This window comes from Mesorhizobium atlanticum, assembly GCF_003289965.1.
In the GTDB taxonomy this organism is placed as follows: domain Bacteria; phylum Pseudomonadota; class Alphaproteobacteria; order Rhizobiales; family Rhizobiaceae; genus Mesorhizobium; species Mesorhizobium atlanticum.
Genome location: NZ_QMBQ01000007.1, coordinates 70,243 through 90,092 on the forward strand (window position 1 = coordinate 70,243; position 19,850 = coordinate 90,092).

The 19,850-nt window shown below is 63.8% G+C and carries 18 protein-coding genes; 10 read left to right on the forward strand and 8 right to left on the reverse strand.

The window, feature by feature from the left end; translation table 11 throughout:
- Window positions 1-33: 33 nt before the first annotated feature.
- The 4 genes from DPM35_RS22945 (at window position 34) to DPM35_RS22960 (ending at window position 4,314) form a co-directional block, all read left to right on the forward strand.
- Window positions 34-714: a queuosine precursor transporter gene (locus DPM35_RS22945; RefSeq protein ID WP_112129517.1), complete on the forward strand. Its 681-nt coding sequence runs from the start codon at window positions 34-36 to the stop codon at window positions 712-714.
- A gap of 29 nt (window positions 715-743) precedes the next feature.
- Window positions 744-1,418 (forward strand): spermidine synthase family protein, encoded by a 675-nt coding sequence (locus tag DPM35_RS22950; RefSeq protein WP_112129518.1) that lies wholly within the window; start codon window positions 744-746, stop codon window positions 1,416-1,418.
- Between the two features lie 85 nt (window positions 1,419-1,503).
- Window positions 1,504-3,279, forward strand: a complete 1,776-nt coding sequence (locus DPM35_RS22955) for a GtrA family protein (RefSeq protein WP_112129519.1) — start codon at window positions 1,504-1,506, stop codon at window positions 3,277-3,279.
- Between the two features lie 222 nt (window positions 3,280-3,501).
- The gene (locus DPM35_RS22960; protein WP_112129520.1) at window positions 3,502-4,314 is read left to right on the forward strand and encodes a hypothetical protein; all 813 of its coding nucleotides are present in this window, start codon (window positions 3,502-3,504) and stop codon (window positions 4,312-4,314) included.
- 36 nt (window positions 4,315-4,350) lie between these two features.
- Here DPM35_RS22960 and DPM35_RS22965 read toward each other — a convergent pair whose 3' ends face one another.
- From DPM35_RS22965 to DPM35_RS22980, 4 genes are all read right to left on the reverse strand, one after another.
- The gene (locus DPM35_RS22965) at window positions 4,351-5,367 is read right to left on the reverse strand and encodes an esterase-like activity of phytase family protein (protein ID WP_112129521.1); all 1,017 of its coding nucleotides are present in this window, start codon (window positions 5,365-5,367) and stop codon (window positions 4,351-4,353) included.
- On the reverse strand, window positions 5,364-7,262 hold the full coding sequence (gene cobT / locus DPM35_RS22970; RefSeq protein ID WP_112129522.1) for a cobaltochelatase subunit CobT: 1,899 nt from the start codon (window positions 7,260-7,262) through the stop codon (window positions 5,364-5,366). Before cobT ends, DPM35_RS22965 begins: the two co-directional genes overlap by 4 nt.
- Before the next feature lie 56 nt (window positions 7,263-7,318).
- Window positions 7,319-8,305: a cobaltochelatase subunit CobS gene (gene cobS, locus DPM35_RS22975; protein ID WP_112129753.1), complete on the reverse strand. Its 987-nt coding sequence runs from the start codon at window positions 8,303-8,305 to the stop codon at window positions 7,319-7,321.
- A gap of 123 nt (window positions 8,306-8,428) precedes the next feature.
- Entirely contained in the window at window positions 8,429-9,052 is a 624-nt protein-coding gene (locus DPM35_RS22980; protein WP_042643766.1) for a J domain-containing protein, read from the reverse strand.
- 177 nt (window positions 9,053-9,229) lie between these two features.
- Here DPM35_RS22980 and DPM35_RS22985 point away from each other — a divergent pair, with 177 nt between their 5' ends.
- On the forward strand, window positions 9,230-9,532 hold the full coding sequence (locus DPM35_RS22985; RefSeq protein WP_112129523.1) for a BolA family protein: 303 nt from the start codon (window positions 9,230-9,232) through the stop codon (window positions 9,530-9,532).
- Here the strand turns inward: DPM35_RS22985 and DPM35_RS22990 are convergent, their stop codons facing one another.
- Window positions 9,533-10,339: an alpha/beta hydrolase gene (locus DPM35_RS22990; protein WP_112129754.1), complete on the reverse strand. Its 807-nt coding sequence runs from the start codon at window positions 10,337-10,339 to the stop codon at window positions 9,533-9,535.
- Window positions 10,340-10,632: 293 nt separating this feature from the next.
- Here DPM35_RS22990 and DPM35_RS22995 point away from each other — a divergent pair, with 293 nt between their 5' ends.
- The 3 genes from DPM35_RS22995 to DPM35_RS23005 are packed head-to-tail and all read left to right on the forward strand — an operon-like array spanning window position 10,633 to window position 15,468.
- A complete protein-coding gene (locus tag DPM35_RS22995; protein ID WP_112129524.1) occupies window positions 10,633-12,582 on the forward strand; it encodes a PrkA family serine protein kinase in 1,950 nt (649 codons plus the stop codon).
- 19 nt (window positions 12,583-12,601) lie between these two features.
- Window positions 12,602-13,912 carry a YeaH/YhbH family protein gene (locus DPM35_RS23000; protein ID WP_112129525.1) on the forward strand — a complete coding sequence of 437 codons (1,311 nt, stop codon included), beginning with the start codon at window positions 12,602-12,604 and terminating at the stop codon, window positions 13,910-13,912.
- Window positions 13,913-13,923: 11 nt separating this feature from the next.
- A complete protein-coding gene (locus DPM35_RS23005) occupies window positions 13,924-15,468 on the forward strand; it encodes a SpoVR family protein (protein ID WP_112129526.1) in 1,545 nt (514 codons plus the stop codon).
- A gap of 260 nt (window positions 15,469-15,728) precedes the next feature.
- Here the strand turns inward: DPM35_RS23005 and DPM35_RS23010 are convergent, their stop codons facing one another.
- From DPM35_RS23010 to DPM35_RS23020, 3 genes are read right to left on the reverse strand one after another with little or no spacing between them, the layout of a single operon-like run.
- Window positions 15,729-16,625 (reverse strand): HlyC/CorC family transporter, encoded by an 897-nt coding sequence (locus tag DPM35_RS23010; protein WP_112129527.1) that lies wholly within the window; start codon window positions 16,623-16,625, stop codon window positions 15,729-15,731.
- A complete protein-coding gene (gene aroB, locus DPM35_RS23015; protein ID WP_112129528.1) occupies window positions 16,622-17,815 on the reverse strand; it encodes a 3-dehydroquinate synthase in 1,194 nt (397 codons plus the stop codon). Before aroB ends, DPM35_RS23010 begins: the two co-directional genes overlap by 4 nt.
- Entirely contained in the window at window positions 17,812-18,441 is a 630-nt protein-coding gene (locus tag DPM35_RS23020; protein WP_112129755.1) for a shikimate kinase, read from the reverse strand. The genes aroB and DPM35_RS23020 overlap by 4 nt, the downstream gene beginning before the upstream one ends.
- Window positions 18,442-18,731: 290 nt before the next feature.
- On the opposite strand from DPM35_RS23020, the gene DPM35_RS23025 reads away from it, so the two are divergent.
- Together DPM35_RS23025 and DPM35_RS23030 are read left to right on the forward strand one after the other, a co-directional pair.
- Window positions 18,732-18,884 carry a hypothetical protein gene (locus DPM35_RS23025; protein WP_042643428.1) on the forward strand — a complete coding sequence of 51 codons (153 nt, stop codon included), beginning with the start codon at window positions 18,732-18,734 and terminating at the stop codon, window positions 18,882-18,884.
- 13 nt (window positions 18,885-18,897) lie between these two features.
- A complete protein-coding gene (locus tag DPM35_RS23030) occupies window positions 18,898-19,812 on the forward strand; it encodes a site-specific tyrosine recombinase XerD (RefSeq protein WP_112129529.1) in 915 nt (304 codons plus the stop codon).
- Window positions 19,813-19,850 lie beyond the last annotated feature (38 nt).

The window sequence follows — 19,850 nt, forward strand, 5'->3', positions numbered from 1 at the left end:
CGCTCGGCTGGTTCCATTACCCAGGATAAAAAAATGAATTTCCTGACGCGATACCTGCCCTTCGTGGCCGCCATGGCGCTTGTCGTCGTGGCCTCCAACATCCTCGTGCAGTTCCCGATGCAAGGCCAGGTCGGCGGCTTGGCGCTCGCCGACGTGCTCACCTGGGGCGCCTTCACCTATCCGTTCTCCTTCCTGGTCACCGACCTCGCCAACCGACGCTACGGCCCGGCCGTGGCGCGCAAGGTGGTGTTCGTCGGCTTCATGACGGCGGTGACCTGCTCGATCTTGATCCCACCCTTCCTGTTCCGTCATGGCCTGATCGAGTTCGAGACCGCCGCCGACCGGCTGGTGCGCATCGCGGGCGCTTCTGGCGCCGCCTTCCTCACCGCGCAATTGCTCGACGTCACCGTGTTCAACCGGCTGCGCCGGCAGAGCTGGTGGCGCGCGCCGATCGTCGGCACGCTGGTCGGCTCGGTGTTCGACACGGTCGTCTTCTTCGGCGTCGCCTTTTCCGCCGCCTTCGCTTTTGCCGGCCCCAATGACGGTTTTGCGCTGGAGACCGCGCCGCTGATGGGCGTGCTGCCGGTCGAGACGATGCGCTGGGTGTCCTGGGCGCTTGGCGACCTTTCGGTCAAGTTGATCATCGCCGTGGTGGCGCTGATCCCCTACCGGCTGCTCGCCGCGCGCTGGAGCCAGCCGGCAATGGCGGTGTAAGCCATGCTTCCAGCGGGTGGAATCAGGCCGTGATCCCCTGGGTTCAACTCGACTCGGCCCGCACGCCCGATGGCGGCCAGGAACTTCGCCTGAAGCAGCGCGGCACTGAATTTTCGATCATGCTCGGCACCAACGAGCTGATGAACAGCCGCCTCAGCGGCTCGGAGGAGGCGCTCGCCAGGCTTTCCTGCGAACGGATCGCTGGCCGCAGGCAGCCGGGGATCCTCATCGGCGGGCTGGGCATGGGTTTCACCTTGCGCGCCGCCCTCGGCGCCCTCGGTGAGGACGCCGCCGTCACCGTTGCCGAGCTTGTCCCCGCGGTCGTTGGCTGGGCGCGTGGCCCGATGGCGAAAATCTTCGATGGCTGCCTCGACGATCCTCGCGTCAGCATTCGCGAGGCTGATGTCGGTCAGCTGATAAGGGCGCGGAAAGCCGCTTGGGACGCCATCCTGCTCGACGTCGACAATGGTCCCGAGGGCATCGTCTACAAGGGCAATGACTCGCTCTATGACGCGGCCGGGCTGGCCGCCGCGCGCGCCGCGCTAAAACCAGGCGGCGTGCTGGCGGTCTGGTCGCAAGGACCGGACAGTGGTTTCACCCGGCGGCTGAAGCAGGCAGGCTTCGCGGTCGAGGAGGTCGCCACGCGCGCCCACGGTAAGCGCGGCGCCCGCCACGTGATCTGGATTGCACCCAAGGGGCCTTGAGCCACAGGATTGCCACGGCGGCTTTACGCTTTGTTACGGCCGATGATGCAGGATCGCGAAAACTCTCCAGGGCATTGCGACCAGCATGACCGTGCAAGGCACCGGTTGGAAAAACGATCTCCTGCTTGCGTTGTGCGCCACGCTGGTGGTGCTGGCGATCGACGCGGTGTCCGGCTTCCCCGCCCTTGCCAATTATGGCGCGGACAATGACAGCATGCTGCGGCTGGTCGAGGTCCGCGACCTGCTCGCCGGCCAGGGCTGGTTCGATCTCCATCAATACAGGATGGGCACGGCGGGCGGCTTCGTCATGCACTGGTCGCGGCTGGTGGATGCGCCGCTCGCATTGCTTATCATGGCCTTCGATGCGCTGGGTGTAGGCACCGCCGCCGCCGAACGGGCAGCGCAGATCATCTGGCCGACCGCGCTCTATGGACTGACCATATTCGTGCTCATGCGCGCCTCGCGGCGCTTCGCCGGCGCCGACGTCGCGATGCCCTCGCTCATCCTGTCTACGGCGGCGCTTTTCTATCTGGTGATCTACAGCCCGGGCGTGATCGATCACCACAATGTCCAGCTGCTGCTGACGGCAGCCAGCCTCTGGCTTCTGATGGAAGCGCCCTCCTGGCGCCCTGCTGCCCTTCTTTCGGGCATTTGCGCCGGCCTGACGCTGGCTGTCGGCATGGAGACCGCTCCCTATGTGGCGACGCTCGGCATCTGCGCCGCGGTCCTGTTCATCCTCGACGACAAGGAGCGCCTCCCGGCGCGCGGCTTCGGCCTTGGATTTGCCGGCGTCGCCTTCCTGGTGTTCGTGACGACCATCCGGCCGTCCGAGTGGGGCGTCGCCCAATGCGATGCCTTCTCGTCCTTCCAGTTCGTGGTTGCGGCACTTTCCGGATTCGGCCTCGCAATCGCCAGCGCGTTGAGCGCGTCGACGGCGCGGGCCAAGCTTGTCTCGATGCTGGCGCTAGCGGCGGTGGTCGCGGCCGTGGCGATCGTGTTCTTCCCGCAATGCCTTGCATCGCCCTACGCGGGCATGGACGAACGCATCCGCACCTATTGGCTGGCCGACGTGGTCGAAGCGCAGCCCCTCTGGAGCGTCGCCATCCACCAGCCGAAGCTGATGGCGGCGCGCTATGTGACGCCCTTCATCGCCATGCTGCTGATCGGCTTTCAGTTGCGAAGCCGTCGCCTGCGCCGCGAGGAGACGCTCGCCGCCATCCTGCTCGTCGTCGCCTTCGGCATCAGCCTCTGGCAGGTTCGCGGGTCGACCTTCTCCGTCGCCTTCGCCGTGCTGCCGCTCTCGGCCTGGATCGCGAAAATCCGCCTCAAGGCGAGCGCCGCGCCCTCATGGCGCCTTTCCACCGGCATCGTCATGGCATGGCTGGTCTCGCTCAATGCAACCTGGGCCGGAGTCGCTGTGGCGGCGCAGTCCGTGGTCCAGAAGGCGCCGCAGCGGGTGAATTCCGATCCCGACCATGCCGTGACCTGCGGCAAGCCGGCCGACTTCCTCGACCTGGCCGCCTTGCCGGCCACGACGGTCCTTGCCTCGTCCAATCTCGGCTCGGGGATATTGATGTTCACCGGACACCGGGCGCTGGCCGGCCCCTACCACCGCAATGTCGGTGGCAACCTCGCCATGCTCGACGCTTTCATGGGAACGCCGGAGGCAGCCCGCGCCGTCATCCAGCGCGAGCAAGTGGGGTTGATCGCGATCTGTCGCGGCAACACGGAAGAGATATCGCTGGGCCTGGACGCGCCAGACGGCCTTGCCGCGGCACTGCTGCGGGGCGACGTACCGGATTGGCTCGAGCTGGACGCCTCGACCGCGGGAAAGCCGATCGAGATCTACAAGGTTCGTTGAATATCGGCTTGCGGCCAAATCAGCATCGTTGACCGCGCGCCTTGCAACGCGCTCGTTCTGCGCCGATGCAACACCACCTCGTGATCTGGAAAACCGCGATCGAAGCCGGTCCGTGTATCATTGCAATCCAGCCTGTGCTTTGGTTAGCATTCGGCGCGGTCAGCGATATATCTATTCAAGAAATTTTTGGATTCGGGCTCTTTGGATTGGGAAGGGTTATCCATGTCGGTCATAGACAGCGCGGCGGCCCCAGCATCAGCCACACAAACGCTGCAGCATGTCGTCTCCCACATGGTGGAGGCCGTGAACCGCGCCAGATTTGTGGAGATGCCGTTCTGGCACCTGGAAATGACCGATGTCTTCCCGGCGGACCTTTATCTGCGCATGCGCGCGGCCATGCCCGAGGCGCGCGAATATCGCGCGCTCAAGGGGCGCAACAAGGTGAATATCAAGGCCGACGGCACCGCAACACGGATCAAGATCGATCTCTATCCCGAATATATCCGCCATCTGCCGGCTGAGAAACGAGCCGTCTGGGCCCTGGTCGGCAAGGCATTGCATGCGCCGGAACTGAAAGACGCATTCATGCGCCGCCTTGCCCCGGGCCTGGAGCGCCGGTTCGGCTCGGACTTCATGAAGGTCGACATGTATCCGGTGCCGATGCTGACGCGCGACGTGGCGGGCTACAAGATCGGTTTCCACACCGACACGAAATGGAAGGGCATCACGGTACAGTTCTATTTGCCGGAGGATGAAAGCATCAACCACGTCGGCACGCGCTTTGCCCAGCGCAAGCCGGGCGGGGGCGGTTTCGAGAATTCGCACCGGATGTCGTTTTCGCCGAACACGGGCTACGCCTTTGCAGTCGGCACCGACACCTGGCACGCGGTCGATACTGTCGGGCCGGAGGTGCGCACCCGCGACAGCATCCTGCACACCTATTTCGTCGACAACACCGCGTCGCTCAAGATCCGCAACCGAAGCAAGCGCGCGGCCAATTTCGTGATGAACGAAGTCCGCCACGTCGGCCGGTAACCTCTCGCCGCCCGCAAAGCCGGGCTCCATGCCGGCTCAGTCCTGGTGCAGGATGAATTCCAGGTAGAGGTTGCGCTGCAGGATCGAATGGTTGTCGTCGGATACCAGCGACACCATCAGCGCGCCGTCGTCGCGGGTCCAGACGTCGAGCCCTTCCATATTGTCGATCTGGTAGCCCATGTCGGCTTCCATCAGCACCGGCCCGTCGGCGACCACGCCCTTCTCGACGCTCTCGCCATAGATGCGCCGCAGCCGCATCTTCACCCCGCGCGCGATCGAGAAGCTGCGCTCCAGGAGCAGCAGGTCGCCGTCCGGCAGGAAGGCACCGTCGGTGATGTCGAAATCGCCGTTTCGCTTGATGGTAAAGACGCCTTTGTGCGGCCCTTCGATAATGGCGGCGTAGACGTTGCCCGCCTTGTCGAGGCTCCTTTCCGAGACCACGACCAGCCCACCCGCGTGCTGCCCGTAAGGGTTGGCGTAGGCGACGGTCTCGAAGCCGCGGTTCTGGCGCAGCTCCCTGGCGGGAACCAGATAGTCGAGCTGCCGGACCGGCGCTTTCATATTGTCGGGATCGATCTTGAACTGGGCCACGCGCCGGGCGCGCTCGAAGCCGACGGTGGCGATGCCGTCCTTGACCGCGAGCCCCTCCGCGTCGACCCCCCATTTCCGGTCGATCGGCCGGCCCGCGGCGTCAACCATCTGCTGCATGCGAAAATTCTTGACGCCCGAGGGGCGCTTGCCAGCGTCATGCGTGATCGTGCCGAAGAACCAGAAGCCGGTATCGGCGACCCCGATGAAGTCGCTGCCCGGCTTGAGAAAGCGAAGCGCCGACAGCGCGCCGAAATCGCGCGCCGGCGAGGTCATCTCCAGCCCGCCGACGAATTCGAACGGCCCGAACCGCGTCTCATCATGGCCGACATGGAACTGTGTGATCGGCCGCGCCGAAATCTCGACCGTTTCGACGGGAGCTTTCTGGGCGGCGATGGCCGGCGAAGCGCAGGTCAGCACGCAGGCGAATAGCGTCCGCCGCGCACGCCGCCCCGAAAAGATCATCCGGCGCGCCGCAAACCGCCGCGGCGGGTGTCGCGCGCGCTTTCCTCGCCGAACAACGAGGCGAGCTGCTCGGTCATGGCGCCGGCCAGTTCCTCGGCGTCGACGATGGTGACCGCGCGGCGATAGTAGCGCGTGACGTCGTGGCCGATGCCGATGGCCAAAAGCTCGACCGGCGAGCGCGTCTCAATCAGCTCGATAACCGCCCGCAGGTGCCGCTCCAGATAGTTGCCCGGATTGACCGAGAGCGTCGAATCGTCGACCGGCGCGCCGTCCGAGATCATCATCAGGATCTTGCGCTGCTCGGGCCGGCCGATCAGCCGGTTATGCGCCCAAAGCAGCGCCTCGCCGTCGATGTTTTCCTTGAGCAGGCCCTCGCGCATCATCAGCCCGAGATTGCGCCGCGCGCGCCGCCACGGATGGTCGGCGGACTTGTAGATAATATGGCGCAGGTCGTTGAGCCGGCCGGGATTCGGCGGCTTGCCGTCCTTCAGCCATTTCTCGCGCGCCTGCCCGCCTTTCCAGGCGCGGGTGGTGAAGCCGAGGATCTCCACCGAAACGCCGCAGCGCTCCAGCGTGCGCGCCAGGATGTCGGCGCAGGTGGCAGCGACCGTGATCGGCCGGCCGCGCATGGAGCCCGAATTGTCGAGCACCAGCGACACCACCGTGTCGCGGAACTTGGTGTCGCGCTCCTGCTTGAAGGACAGCGGCTGCATCGGATCGATGACGACGCGCACCAGACGCGCCGGGTCGAGATAGCCTTCCTCCAGGTCGAAATCCCAGGAGCGGTTCTGCTGCGCCATCAGCCGACGCTGCAGCCGGTTGGCGAGCCGCCCGACGACGCCGGACAGGTTGGCGAGCTGCTTGTCGAGGAAGGCGCGCAGCCGGTCGAGCTCCTCTTCCTCGCAAAGGTCCTCGGCCCCCACCGTCTCGTCGAAGGCAGTGGTGAAGACCTTGTAGTCGATTTCCTTCGGCAGGTTGAGGAAAGGGTTGTCGTTGCGCTTGGCCTCGCCCGGCGTTTCGGCGTCGGAATCGTCCTCGTCGGAGAGGTCGTCGGAGGTGGCGTCCGTCGCTTCCGTCTCGGCCGACTCTTCCTCGTCGGCGGAGGCTTCGGCGTCTTCCGACTGCGACTGCTCGGAGCCTGAATCCTCCTCGCCGCCTTCCTCGCTCTGTTCCTCGCCCTGCTGCTCGTTCTCTTCGTTTTCCTCGGTGTCGTCGGTTTCCTGGTCGTCGCCGAGTTCCTCGGCCATCTCCATGGAAACGAGCATGTCGCGCACGACGCGGGCAAAGGCCTGCTGGTCCTCCAGCTTGGCCGACAGGCCGTCGAGGTCGCCGCTCGCTTTCTCCTCGACCCAGGGGCGCCAGAGATCGACCAGCCGCTCGGCGCTCTTCGGCACGGACCGGCCGGTGAGTTTTTCGCGCACGATCAGCGCGATCGCTTCCTCCAGCGGCGCGTCGGCCTTGTCCCTGACGTCGACGAGATTGGCCTTGGCGTATTTGTCCTCGAGCATCGAGCCGATATTGTCGGCCACGCCCTGCATGGCGCGGCTGCCGATCGCCTCGACGCGCGCCTGCTCGACGGCGTCGAAGATGGACCGCGCGAGCTTGCCTTCCGGCGCCAGCTTGTTGTGGATGCGCTGGTCGTGGCAGGCGCGCTTCAGCGCCATGGAATCGCCGATGCCGCGGGTGATCGCGATGTCGTTGCGGGAAGCCTTCTTCGGCAGCTCGGGCAGCCGGGCGCGATTTCCCGCCAGTGCCGGCCGGTCCTTGGCGAAGCCGACCTCGAGGTCCTTGTCGCCGGCGACTGCGCGCATGCACACGGTGACGGCGCGCTTGAAGCTGTCCGCTTCAGACCCGTTCTTCGGCTTGTTGCGCGTGTTGTCGCCCGGACCCGCCATTGATCATTCCCTGCGCGTTTTCATGCTGAAAGGCCGAAGGCCTTTCAGCGGCGCGCCTAGCCCAGCACCACGTTGGCGGCGCTTTCCGGCAGATCCTCGCCGAAGGCGCGCTGGTAGAACTCGGCCACCACCGAACGCTCCAGCTCGTCGCATTTGTTCAGGAAGGTCAGCCGGAACGCCATGCCGATGTCGCCGAAGATCTCGGCGTTTTCAGCCCAGGTGATGACCGTACGCGGGCTCATCACGGTCGACAGGTCGCCGTTGATGAAGGCCGAGCGCGTCATGTCGGCGACGCGCACCATCTTGTTGACGACGTCCCTGCCCTTGTTGTCGCGATAGTGCTTGGCCTTGGCCAGCACGATGTTCACCTCATTGTCGTGCGGCAGGTAATTGAGCGTGGTGACGATCGACCAGCGGTCCATCTGCGCCTGGTTGATCTGCTGCGTGCCGTGATAGAGGCCGGTGGTGTCGCCAAGGCCGACCGTGTTGGCGGTGGCGAACAGCCGGAAGGCCGGATGCGGGCGGATGACACGGCTCTGGTCGAGCAGCGTCAGCCGCCCCGAAGATTCCAGCACGCGCTGGATGACGAACATCACGTCCGGCCGGCCGGCGTCATACTCGTCGAAGCACAGCGCCACATTGTGCTGATAGGCCCAGGGCAGGATGCCGTCTCGGAACTCGGTGACCTGCAGGCCTTCCTTGACGACGATGGCGTCCTTGCCGACGAGGTCGATACGGCTGACATGGCTGTCGAGGTTGACGCGCACGCAGGGCCAGTTGAGCCGCGCCGCCACCTGCTCGATATGCGTCGACTTGCCGGTGCCGTGATAACCCGACACCATCACGCGGCGGTTGTAGGCAAAGCCGGCGAGGATCGCCAACGTCGTCGCTTTGTCGAACAGATAATCCGGGTCGATGTCCGGGACATGCTCGGTCGCCGCCGAATAGGCGGGAACGACCATCTTGGAGTCGAAACCGAATTTCTCCTTCACCGACACCGTCGTATCGGGCAGGTTGGCGATGTCGCGATCGACCTTGTTCATCTCTATCAACGTCTCCACGGGCGAAACGCCGCGTTTCGCCGGCAATCGATTTTGTCCGGGGGCGGTCTTAGAGCCTTTTCCAACCTTATGAAAGTTGGAAAACGACACGGACCGTAGGGCCGCTCAGCACAATCCTGCCTGCTTGAGCACGCGATAGGCCTGCAGCACATCGCGGAACCGGTCTTCCGAACCTCGGTCGCCGCCATTCGCATCCGGATGGTGGCGCTTAACCAATTCCTTATAACGCGCCTTGATGTCCTGACCAGTCGCCTTTGTATCAAGGCCAAGCGTTTCCAGCGCCTTGGCCTCAAGCGGCTTTGCCTTGCGTTCGCGCGGCTCGCGCGCGCCTGAGCCGAACAGGTTGAACGGGTCGCGCATGCGGTTGTAGTAGCCGGCGCGCCCCGAGCGCTGCTGCGCGAAATCCGGCGCCGAGCGCGTCCCGCCGCCATTGGCGCCCATGCGCCAGGTCGGCCTGTGGCCGGTCAGCGCCTCTTTCTGGAAGCGGGCGATCTCGCTGTCCGACACGCCGGAGAAGTAGTTGAAGCCCTTGTTGTATTCGCGCACGTGGTCGAAGCAGAAGCGGAAATACTCGCCCTCCTTGAGCCGTCCGACCGGCGCCCGGTGCGTGCCGGCCTCGTTGCAGCCGTCCCACTGGCAGACCGGCGCGCGCGACTTCAGCTCGGCGTCCTTCTCCGGCCGGATCCGGATCTTTTCGAAATATTTGGGATACGCTTTCATTTCACCCATTTATGGGCTGTTCGCATATGCGAAACAAGAATTGACATTTCGCCGATGATCGCCCTAACCGCTGAATCGCGGCTTAAAGCGGTCAAAACATAAGACTGCGGCCATGCCGTCAGTGTTTTTGCGGCTGTGCCGCATAAAAGTTGCGGCCATGCCGTCATGTGGTGAAGGGAAGCCCGGATGTCCATACAGGCAAAGATGGAAGAAAAGCTGAAAGCGGCATTTTCGCCCGAGCGGCTCGCCGTCATCAATGAAAGCCACCTTCACGCCGGCCATCACCATGTCGAGTCCGGCCATCATGCGACATTCGACGGCACCGGCGAGACGCATTTCCGCGTCCGCATTGTCTCGCCGCGTTTTGCCGGCATGAGCCGCATTGACCGCCACCGCGCCGTCAACGAACTGCTTGCCGACGAATTGAAGGCAGGCGTGCACGCGCTGGCGATCGAGCCGGCGGCACCCGGCGAGAAGACGCGCTGGTAGTCAGGCCACCGTTGCCTTCAGGAACGCCAGCGCCGCCGCGGTCAGGGCATCGCCATCCTGCCCGAAATCGCTATTGATCGACATATGCGTATAGGCGCTTCCGTCGAACAGCGTGACCTTGGTGCCGGTGGCGCTCAGGCGTTCCGCGAAAGCCTTTGACTCTTCGCCTCGCCCGGGCGCGCGCGAATAGGCGATGAAGGTCGGCGGATGTTTTTTGCCGTCGACATAGCTCGACGGCGACAGCGCCGCCCATTGTTTCGGGTCGGAGAAGACACGCGCATAGGCGCGCACCATGCCGCCATGTCTCGAAAGCGCGGCAAGATCATAGGCCCTGGTGTCGTCCAGGATCAGCGCGGCGACGGCCGGCAACCCTCCGCGCATGCCGGTCAGCGCAACAAGATGGCAGTCGGCCGAATGGCCCATGCCGACGATGCGGTCCGGATCGCCGCCATGCCGGGCGATGTTGGCGCGCACATAGGCGTAGGCCTTTTCGACATCGCCGGCCTGGGTGGCGACATCCGCTTCCGGCAGCATTCGGTAATCGATCGAGACGAACACGAAACCATTAGCGAGCAGGAAGTCCGGCTTTGAGCCGACCTGACTGCGCTTGCCGAACCGCCAGGCGCCGCCATGGACGAAGAACACCACCGGCAGGTTCTTTGCGCCGGCCGGCGCGTAGATGTCGAGCTTGGCCGGGCCGTAATCGAGGGTTTGCGGGTCCGGCTGGCCCGGACGCCCCGCGGCTGACGCACCCGCCGGCGACAGCGCCGCCAGGGCTGCCACGATGAAACTGCGTCGATCGATCATCGCCATCTCCGGCCCGGTTGGGCAGCCGCGGGCACGGATGCTCGCTACGCGCCTCGTTTACGAACCAAAAATGACAACTTTCGGTGCGAAACCAAATCCGCTCCTTGACCGTCCGCTGGCAATCACCACGTATGTTCATAGGCGAGCATTTGCGGCCGAATCGGGGTGTCCCGAAGGCCAATACCGGAGTGCATTGTGCGCTTCCCCTTCACGTGAAGGGAACCACAATGCTTTCCGGCGGTTGATGAAGCGATGAGCCGATTGGCAGCCTATCGGCTCCGAGGCAAAGCATCATGCGCGAGAACCAATCCGACGTCTTCGATCTGTTTTCGGAGATCTATTCCAACGCGGCCCAGGAAGAGATCAGCCTCCAGCAATACCTGCTGGCCTGCCGCGAGGACAAATCCATGTACGCCTCGGCGCCCGAACGCATGGTAGATGCGATCGGCGAGCCGAATCTGGTCGATACCAGCAAGGACGAGCGGCTCGGCCGCATTTTCTCCAACCGCACCATCAAGATTTATCCTTCCTTTTCCGACTTCTACGGAATGGAGGATACGATCGAGCGCATCGCCGGATATTTCCGCTACGCCTCGCAAGGCCTCGAGGAACGCAAGCAGATCCTCTATCTTCTCGGCCCGGTCGGCGGCGGCAAATCCTCGCTCGCCGAACGGCTGAAGAAGCTGATGGAGGAGCGGCCCATCTACACGCTCAAGGTCGGCAACCAGATCAGCCCGATCTTCGAATCGCCGCTCGGCCTTTTCCATCCCGACCGCATGGGCGATCTGCTGGAGGATAAATACGGCATCGCCCGCCGTCGCCTGAACGGACTGATCTCGCCCTGGGCGGCCAAGCGCCTGGATGAGCTGTCGGGCGACATCTCGAAATTCAGCGTCGTCAAGCTGATGCCGTCACGGCTGCGCCAGATCGCCATCGCCAAGACCGAGCCGGGCGACGAGAACAATCAGGACGTCTCGGCCCTGGTCGGCAAGGTCGACATCAGGCAGTTGGAGCATTTCAGCCAGTCCGACCCGGACGCCTATTCCTACAGCGGCGGCCTCAACCGGACGACGCAAGGCCTGCTCGAATTCGTCGAGATGTTCAAGGCGCCGATCAAGGTCCTGCACCCATTGCTGACGGCAACCCAGGAAGGCAGCTATAACGGCACCGAGAATTTCGGCGCCTTCCCCTATCAGGGCATCGTCGTCGCCCATTCCAACGAATCGGAATGGCAGCAGTTCAAGAACAACAAGAACAATGAGGCCTTCCTCGACCGCATCCTGGTGGTCAAGGTTCCCTATTGCCTGCGCATCACCGAGGAGCGGCAAATCTACGAGAAGCTGTTGCGCGAAAGCGAGCTGGCAAAGAGCCCCTGCGCGCCCGAAGTGCTGGACATTCTCAGCCGCTTCACCGTGTCGACCCGCCTTGCCGAGCACGAGAACTCGCCGCTCTACACCAAGATGCGCGCCTATGACGGCGAGAACCTCAAAGAGATCGACCCGAAGGCGAAGTCCGTCCAGGAATATCGCGATGCCGCCGGCGTCGACGAGGGCATGACCGGGGTCAGCACGCGTTTCGCCTTCAAGATCCTGTCGCAGACCTTCAACTACGACACCAAGGAGGTGGCCGCCGATCCGGTCCACCTGATGTACATCCTCGAAGAGGCGATCAAGCGCGAGCAATTCCCGAAAGAAACGGAGGCCGCCTATCTTGAGTTCATCAAGTCGGAACTCGCTAGCCGCTATGCCGAGTTCATCGGCCACGAGATCCAGAAGGCCTATCTGGAATCCTACAGCGAGTACGGCCAGAACCTCTTCGACCGCTACATCGCCTATGCCGATGCCTGGATCGAGGATCAGGACTACAAGGACCCTGACACCGGCCAGATACTCAACCGCGAGGTTCTGGAGAAGGAATTGTCGCAGGTCGAAAAGCCGGCCGGCATCGCCAACCCCAAGGACTTCCGCAACGAAGTGGTCAAGTTCACCTTGCGCGCCCGGGCGCGCAACCATGGCCGCAATCCTTCCTGGACGAGTTATGAAAAGCTTCGCGAGGTTATCGAGAAGCGCATGTTCGGCCAGGTCGAGGACCTGTTGCCGGTGATCAGCTTCGGCTCCAAGCAGGACAGCGTCACGGAGAAGCGGCACAATGAATTCGTGCAGCGCATGGTGGAGCGCGGCTATACCCAACGGCAGGTGCGCCGATTGGTCGACTGGTACATGCGCGTGAACAAGGCGGGTTGACGAACGCCCGAACGGTGCCATGCCGATCTTCATCGACCGCCGTCTAAACCCGAAAGACAAGAGCCTTGGCAATCGCCAGCGCTTCCTCAGGCGTGCCCGCGAGGATCTCAAGCGCAGCATCCGCGACAAGGTCCGCACCGGCGGCATTGCCGAGCTCGACCGCGAACACGCCGTGCCGATGCCGCGCAAGGGCACCGACGAACCGAGCTTCGGCGACGACAGGCAAAGTGGCCGGCGCCAGCACATCCTGCCGGGCAACAAGACGTTCAGCCCCGGCGATCTCATCGACAAGCCTGGCGGCGGCGGAGGCTACGGATCGGCTCCGGGGACCACGGAATCCGAAGACGACTTCCGCTTCGTGCTGTCGCGCGAGGAGGTGCTCGACCTTTTCTTCGAGGACCTCGAATTACCGGATCTGGTCAAGCTCAACCTCAAGCAGATACTGAGCTTCAAGCCGAGGCGGGCAGGCTTCGCCGCAAGCGGCGCGCCGACCAACATCAATGTCGGACGCACGATGCGCAACAGCCACGGCCGGCGTATCGCGCTGAGACGCCCCAAGCAGGCGGAGGTGGACGAAATCGCCCGGCAGATCGCCGAGTTGGAAGCGAAGCCGGCAAGCGCCGCCGTGCGCGAACGCATCACGGCGCTGCGCGAAGAGCTCGAGCGGCTTGAGCGCCGGCGCAGGCGGATTGCCTATGTCGATCCGGTCGACATCCGTTTCAACCGCTTCGATCCACAGCCGGTGCCCAATGCGAACGCGGTCATGTTCTGCCTGATGGACGTCTCGGGTTCGATGGGAGAGCGCGAGAAGGATCTGGCCAAACGCTTCTTCGTTCTGCTGCATCTGTTCCTGACGCGCCGCTATGAACGCATCGAGGTCGTCTTCATCCGCCACACCCACCAAGCCAAGGAGGTGGACGAGCAGACGTTCTTCTACCACACCGAAAGCGGTGGCACGGTCGTCTCCACCGCGCTCGAGGAAATGCATCGCATCATCAAAGAACGCTATCCGGTCGCCGAATGGAACATCTATGCCGCCCAGGCCTCCGACGGTGACAACTTCGCCACCGACTCCGAGCGCTGCATAGAACTGCTCGACCGCAAGCTCATGCGGCTTTGCCAGTATTTCGCCTATGTGGAGATCATCGACGAGCGGGAAAGCCATATCTTCGGCTCGACCGAGAACGGCACGTCGCTCTGGCGCGCCTACAACGCCGTCGACGGCAAATGGCCGAACTTCCAGATGAGGCGCATTGCTGCGCCGGCCGATATTTACCCGGTCTTCCGCGAGCTCTTCGCCAGGCAGCCCGCCCTGCGCAAGAGCGCTTGAGGGCTTCTGCAATGGTCAGCCAGGCGCGCAAATCCGAATTGCTGTTTTCCGGCTCGGACTGGAATTTTGCAAAGCTGTCCCGCGTCTATGACGAGATCGAGGCGCTCGGCACCGAAGAGCTGGGCCTCGACATCTATCCTGTGCAGATGGAGGTGATCTCTTCCGAGCAGATGCTCGATGCCTATTCCTCGGTCGGCATGCCGCTGATGTACCGGCATTGGTCGTTCGGAAAGCGTTTCCTCTACGACGAGTTTCTCTACCGCAAGGGCGCGCGCGGCCTGGCCTATGAGTTGGTCATCAACTCCAATCCCTGCATCGTCTATCTCATGGAAGAGAACACCATGGCCCTGCAGGCCCTGGTGACAGCGCATGCCGCGCTCGGGCACAACCATTTCTTCAAGAACAATCATCTCTTTCGGCAATGGACCGATGCGGGCGGCATTCTGAGCTATCTGGATTTTGCCAAGGGCTATATCGCCCGATGCGAGGAACGGCATGGCCTGGCGGCCGTGGAAGCAATCCTGGACTCGGCCCACGCGCTGATGGAGCAGGGCGTGTTCCGCTACCATCGGCCGCCGAAACTGTCGTCCGAGCAGCAGCGCGAGGGGCTGCGCGAGCGCCTCGAATACGAGGAGCGCTCCTTCAGCGATTTGTGGCGAACGCTGCCGCCGTCGCAGGGAAAGACCAAGCCGGAAGTGGGGGATGAAATCCTTGCCGAGCGGAAGAAATCGCTCAAGCTGCCGGAGGAGAACCTGCTCTATTTCCTGGAGAAGAACAGCCTCGTCCTCGAGCCGTGGCAGCGCGAGATCGTCAGGATCGTGCGCGTCATCGCGCAATATTTCTACCCGCAGCGGCAAACCCAGGTGATGAACGAAGGCTGCGCCACCTTCGTGCACTACACGATCATGAACACGCTGTTCGATCGTGGCCGCATCAGCGAAGGCGCCATGCTCGAGATCCTGCGCAACCACTCGAACGTGGTCTTCCAGCCGACCTATGACGATCCGCGCTACTCCGGCATCAATCCCTATGCGCTCGGCCTCGACATGATGCAGGATATCCAGCGTATCTCGACCGTGCCCACCGCCGAGGACCGCGACTGGTTCCCGGACATCGCCGGCCGCGGCGACTGGCGCGACACCCTGCTCGACGCCTGGGCCAACCACCGCGACGAATCCTTCATCCGCCAGTATCTGAGCCCGGCGCTGATCCGCAAATGGCGGCTCTTCGTGCTGGCCGACGGCGCTGACGAGCCGCATTACGAGGTGGCCTCGATCCACAATGAGCGCGGCTATGCCAGGATACGGTCGGCGCTGGCGCAAAGCTACGATATCGGTGCCAGCCGCCCCGACATCCAGGTGGTCGACGTCGACCTGCTGGGCGACCGGCATCTGCGGCTGCAGCACAAGGTCAAGGACGGCATCATGCTCGAGGGCCAGAGCCGCGACGCAACCCTGCGCCATATCCGCAACCTTTGGGGCTACGAGGTCAGCCTGGCCGCAATCGACGCCGGGACCGGCGCGACGCTCAGCGAGCGCTGGACGAAGGAATTGTGAGATCGCAAGCCGCTCCGCCTAGAGCAATTCCAGGAAAAGTGTGAGCGGTTTTCCGTTCGGAATTGCGTAAAAACAAGGGGATAGAGCGGTTCGCCGTTTCCGTGAAACGGTGAAACGCTCTAGGTGTGTTGAGATTCAGGTCAGGCCGAGCCGAAAGTGGTGGCTTCCGAGAACCGGAGCGGAGCGTACTTAAGTACGTGAGCACCGGAAGCGCAGGAGGCCTCCATTCGCAGGCCGGCATCACCTGAACATCGACACACCTAGCTTTCGCTGGCGGGCCTGATCCTCAACCTCGCAATGCGGTTCTTGTCGCGCTTCATCACGACGAAACGCTTGCCGTGAAAGGTGAAAGCCTGCTTTTCCTCGGGGATCGACTGCGTCTCGTGGATGACGAGACCGGCGATCGTGGTGGCCTCCTCGTCGGGCAGATCCCAGTCGAGCGCGCGGTTCAAGTCGCGGATCGGCACGGTGCCGTCGACGACGACCGAGCCGTCGGCTTCTTTCTTGACGCCCTGCATGTCGACATCGTGCTCGTCGGCGATCTCGCCGACGATCTCCTCGATGATGTCTTCCAGCGTCACCAGCCCTTCTACCTCGCCATACTCGTCGACGACGATGGCGAAATGCGTCTTGCGCCGCAGGAAGGCGTTGAGCTGTTCCTGCAAGGTGGTGGTGTCCGGCACGAACCAAGGCTTCGCCGCGATCTTCATGACGTCGATCCGCGAAAAGTCGTTGCCGACCTCGTGGAGGGCCCTCAGCAGGTCTTTCGCGTGCAGGACGCCGACGATGTTGTCGAGCGAGCCCTTCCACAGTGGCATGCGGGTGTGCGGACTCGTGAGGATCTCGCGCACCACTGCCTCGGGCGCATTGTCGGCATTGACCGAACGCATATTGGTGCGATGGACCATGATATCCGACACTTCGAGCTCTTCGAGGTCGAAGAGGCCCTCGAGCCGGTTGCGCTCCTCGCGGCCGGCTTCGCCGTCGCGACGGGAATCGTCGCTGTCATGATCCTTGCCGTTGCGCTCGGATCGCTGCGGCGGCTCGATCGGCCGCAGCGCGTAGCCGAAAGCGGCAAGCAGGCGGGCGCGGAACAGAAGCGCCGAAAGCAGGATGACGGCGAGGACGGCGGCGACGATCCAGCCGGCGTCGGTCATCCGGAACGGCTCCTCTTGGACCGTTCGGAACGGCTCCTCTTGGACCGTTCGGGATGGCTTGCTTTGAGCGTTGCGGGATGGCTTGTCTTGAGGAAAGCCAGCACTTCCGAGGGCGGCACGTCCTTGGCGATGAATGACTGGCCTATGCCGCGCGTCAGGATGAAGGTCAGCGCGCCGCGCGAGACCTTCTTGTCCTGGGTGATGAAGCCGAGCAGCGCATCGGCGTCGGGCAGTTCGCCCGGAATATCGGCCATGCGCCAGGGCAGGCCGACGGCGCGCAGATGCGCTTCAACGCGTTCCGCGTCGTCCGGGCTTGCCAGGTTGAGCCGCGCCGAGAATCGATGCGCCAGCGCCATGCCGATGGCGACGCCCTCGCCATGGACGAGGCGGGATCCGTCATATTGCGTGGCGGCCTCCAGCGCATGGCCGAATGTGTGGCCGAGATTGAGCAGCGCGCGGTCGCCGGTCTCGAACTCGTCGCGGGCAACGACGTCGGCCTTGGCGCGGCAGGCCTCGGCGATCGCCTCGACCCGCGCGGGGCCGCCGGCAAAGACTTGCCCCCAGTTCTGTTCCAGCCAAGCGAAGAATGCCGGGCGATCGATCAGTCCGTATTTGGCGAGCTCGGCATAGCCGGCGCGGAACTCGCGGATAGGCAGCGTGTCGAGCACTTGAGTGTCTGCGAGCACCAGCCTGGGCTGGTGGAAGACGCCGACCAGGTTCTTGCCGCGCGGGCTGTTGATGCCGGTCTTGCCGCCGACGGAGGAATCGACCTGCGCCAGGAGCGAGGTCGGGATCTGTACGAAATTCATGCCGCGCCGCACGATGCCGGACGCGAAGCCGGCCAGGTCGCCGATGACGCCGCCGCCGAGCGCGATCACGACGTCGCGGCGTTCGAGCTTTGCGGCGAGCACGCCGTCGACCACCTCCTCGAGATGGGCGAAACTCTTGGTCTTCTCGCCGGCCGGCAGCGTGATGACAGCGGACTGGATACCGCCTTTCTCCAATCCCGCCTTCAGCGTGTCGAGATGCGCGGCGGCGACGTTCTCGTCGGTTACGATGGCCGCGCGGGTGCCGGGAAGCCGGCGCGCGATCTCCTCGCCGGAGCGCGCAAGCAGCCCCGAGCCGATCAATATGTCATAGGCGCGCTCGCCCAGCCCGACCTCGACCTTCACCGGTTCGGCATGGCTCACGACTGCACCTCGTCCGTTGTGGCGCTTGTAGCGCCCGTCGCAATCGCCTCGACGCCGAGATGGGCGCAGAGCGCCGCGACGACTTCGCCGGCAATGATCTCCTTGCGGTCGTCGCGCGTCGGCACGGTCAGATCGGCCGTGGCGTAGACCGGATAACGCTCGCCCATCAGCTTTTCCAGCACGCCGCGCGGATCGGGGTTCTTCAACAGAGGCCGGTTCTGTTTCTTCGAAACCCGCTCCATCAAGAGGTCCAGATCGGCCTTCAGCCAGACCGAGACGCCATGCGCCGAAATCGCCTCGCGCGTGTGCGCGTTCATGAAGGCGCCGCCGCCGGTCGACAGCACCTGCGGTCCGTTCTCCAGCAGGCGCAGGATCACGCGCTGCTCCAGGGCACGGAATTCCGGCTCGCCATAGCGCTCGAACAGTTCCGGCACCGTCATGCGCGAGACGCTTTCGATCTCCTGGTCGCTGTCCATGAAGGGCAGCGAAAGCATTGTCGCCACCTTACGGCCGATCGCTGTCTTGCCCGCCCCCATCAGCCCGACGAAGACGATCGAACGGCCGCCGAGCCGTTCGACCAGCGCGGCATGGCCTTCGTCCGTTGGATTTGCGGGCAGAGCGTTCATCAGGGCCTCTTTGCGCCGTATCGACATCAAAAGCCTGTTTGCGTCAAGCACGGCTGGAGAAACGTCCTAAGCAGGTTCCGCGAAAGTGGCCCACGGCTTTTCGAAGAGAACCTGCGAAAAGCAACAATCCCCAAGCAGGCATTCCAGGGCTTGCCCGCGAATGCCTGCTTGGAAGCTTTCCGGCAAAACCTGCAGTAACCGGAATCCTTCGTCCTTGAATTGCCTGGATTGCCGTCCCATAAGGGCACAGGGCTTTGGAAACGCAGAACAACAAGACGGGCGAAATTTGAATGCCGACTTTGTTTCGCTTCGTCGTGACGCTGGCGGTTCTGGCAGGCATTGCCTATGGCGCGATGTTCGCGCTGGCGATGTTCGTGGAGCCGAAAAAGGCGGAAATGAGCATCCGCATTCCCGCCGAGAAGCTCAACCCCAAGAAGAACTGACAAACCCGGCCCGATGAACAGCGCCGCCCGCATCGAAGCCTTCCTCGAAATGATGAGCGCCGAACGGGGAGCGGCTGAAAACACGCTTTCGTCATACCGCCGCGACCTGGAGCACGCTTCCGAGGCGATCAAGGGCGGACTTGCGGGCGCCGGATCGGCCGACATCCGCGCCTATCTCGACGAGGTGGCCGCCCGCGGCTTCGCGCCGACCTCGCAGGCGCGCAAATTGTCGGCGATCCGGCAGTTCTTCAAATTCCTCTACGCCGAGGGGCTGCGCGGCGACGACCCGACCGGCACGCTGGACAGCCCGCGCAAGGGTCGGCCGCTGCCGAAGACGATGAGCGAGGCAGAGACCGGCCGCCTGCTCGACCGGGCTGCGCAGGAAGCCGGCGAAGCTGGTCCGGATGGCGACCGGATGGCGGCGTTGCGCCTACACGCGCTGGTCGAGGTGCTCTATGCTACCGGCCTGCGCGTGTCGGAGCTGGTCGGACTGCCGGTGACGGTGGCGCTGCGCGACGACCGCTTCTTCATGGTGCGTGGCAAGGGCGACAAGGAACGCATGGTGCCGCTCTCGACCAAGGCGCGCGCGGCCATGCGCGCCTGGCTTGCCGCCAGGGCCGAGCGGCCGGCCTTCGCCGAGAGCCCATTCCTGTTTCCGGCCTCCTCCGACAGCGGCCATCTTTCCCGGCAGGTTTTCGCCCGCGATCTCAAGGGCTTGGCCGCGCGGTCCGGCATCGCGGTGGCGAAAATCTCGCCGCATGTGCTTCGCCATGCTTTTGCCAGCCATCTCTTGCAGAACGGCGCCGATCTCAGAGCCGTTCAGCAACTCCTTGGCCACGCCGACATCTCGACCACGCAGATCTACACCCATGTACTGGAGGAGCGGCTGGTGCGGCTGGTCAACGATCATCATCCGCTTGCCGACTAGGCCCCATATCGCTATGTGAGGGCGACGTTCCACCGCCC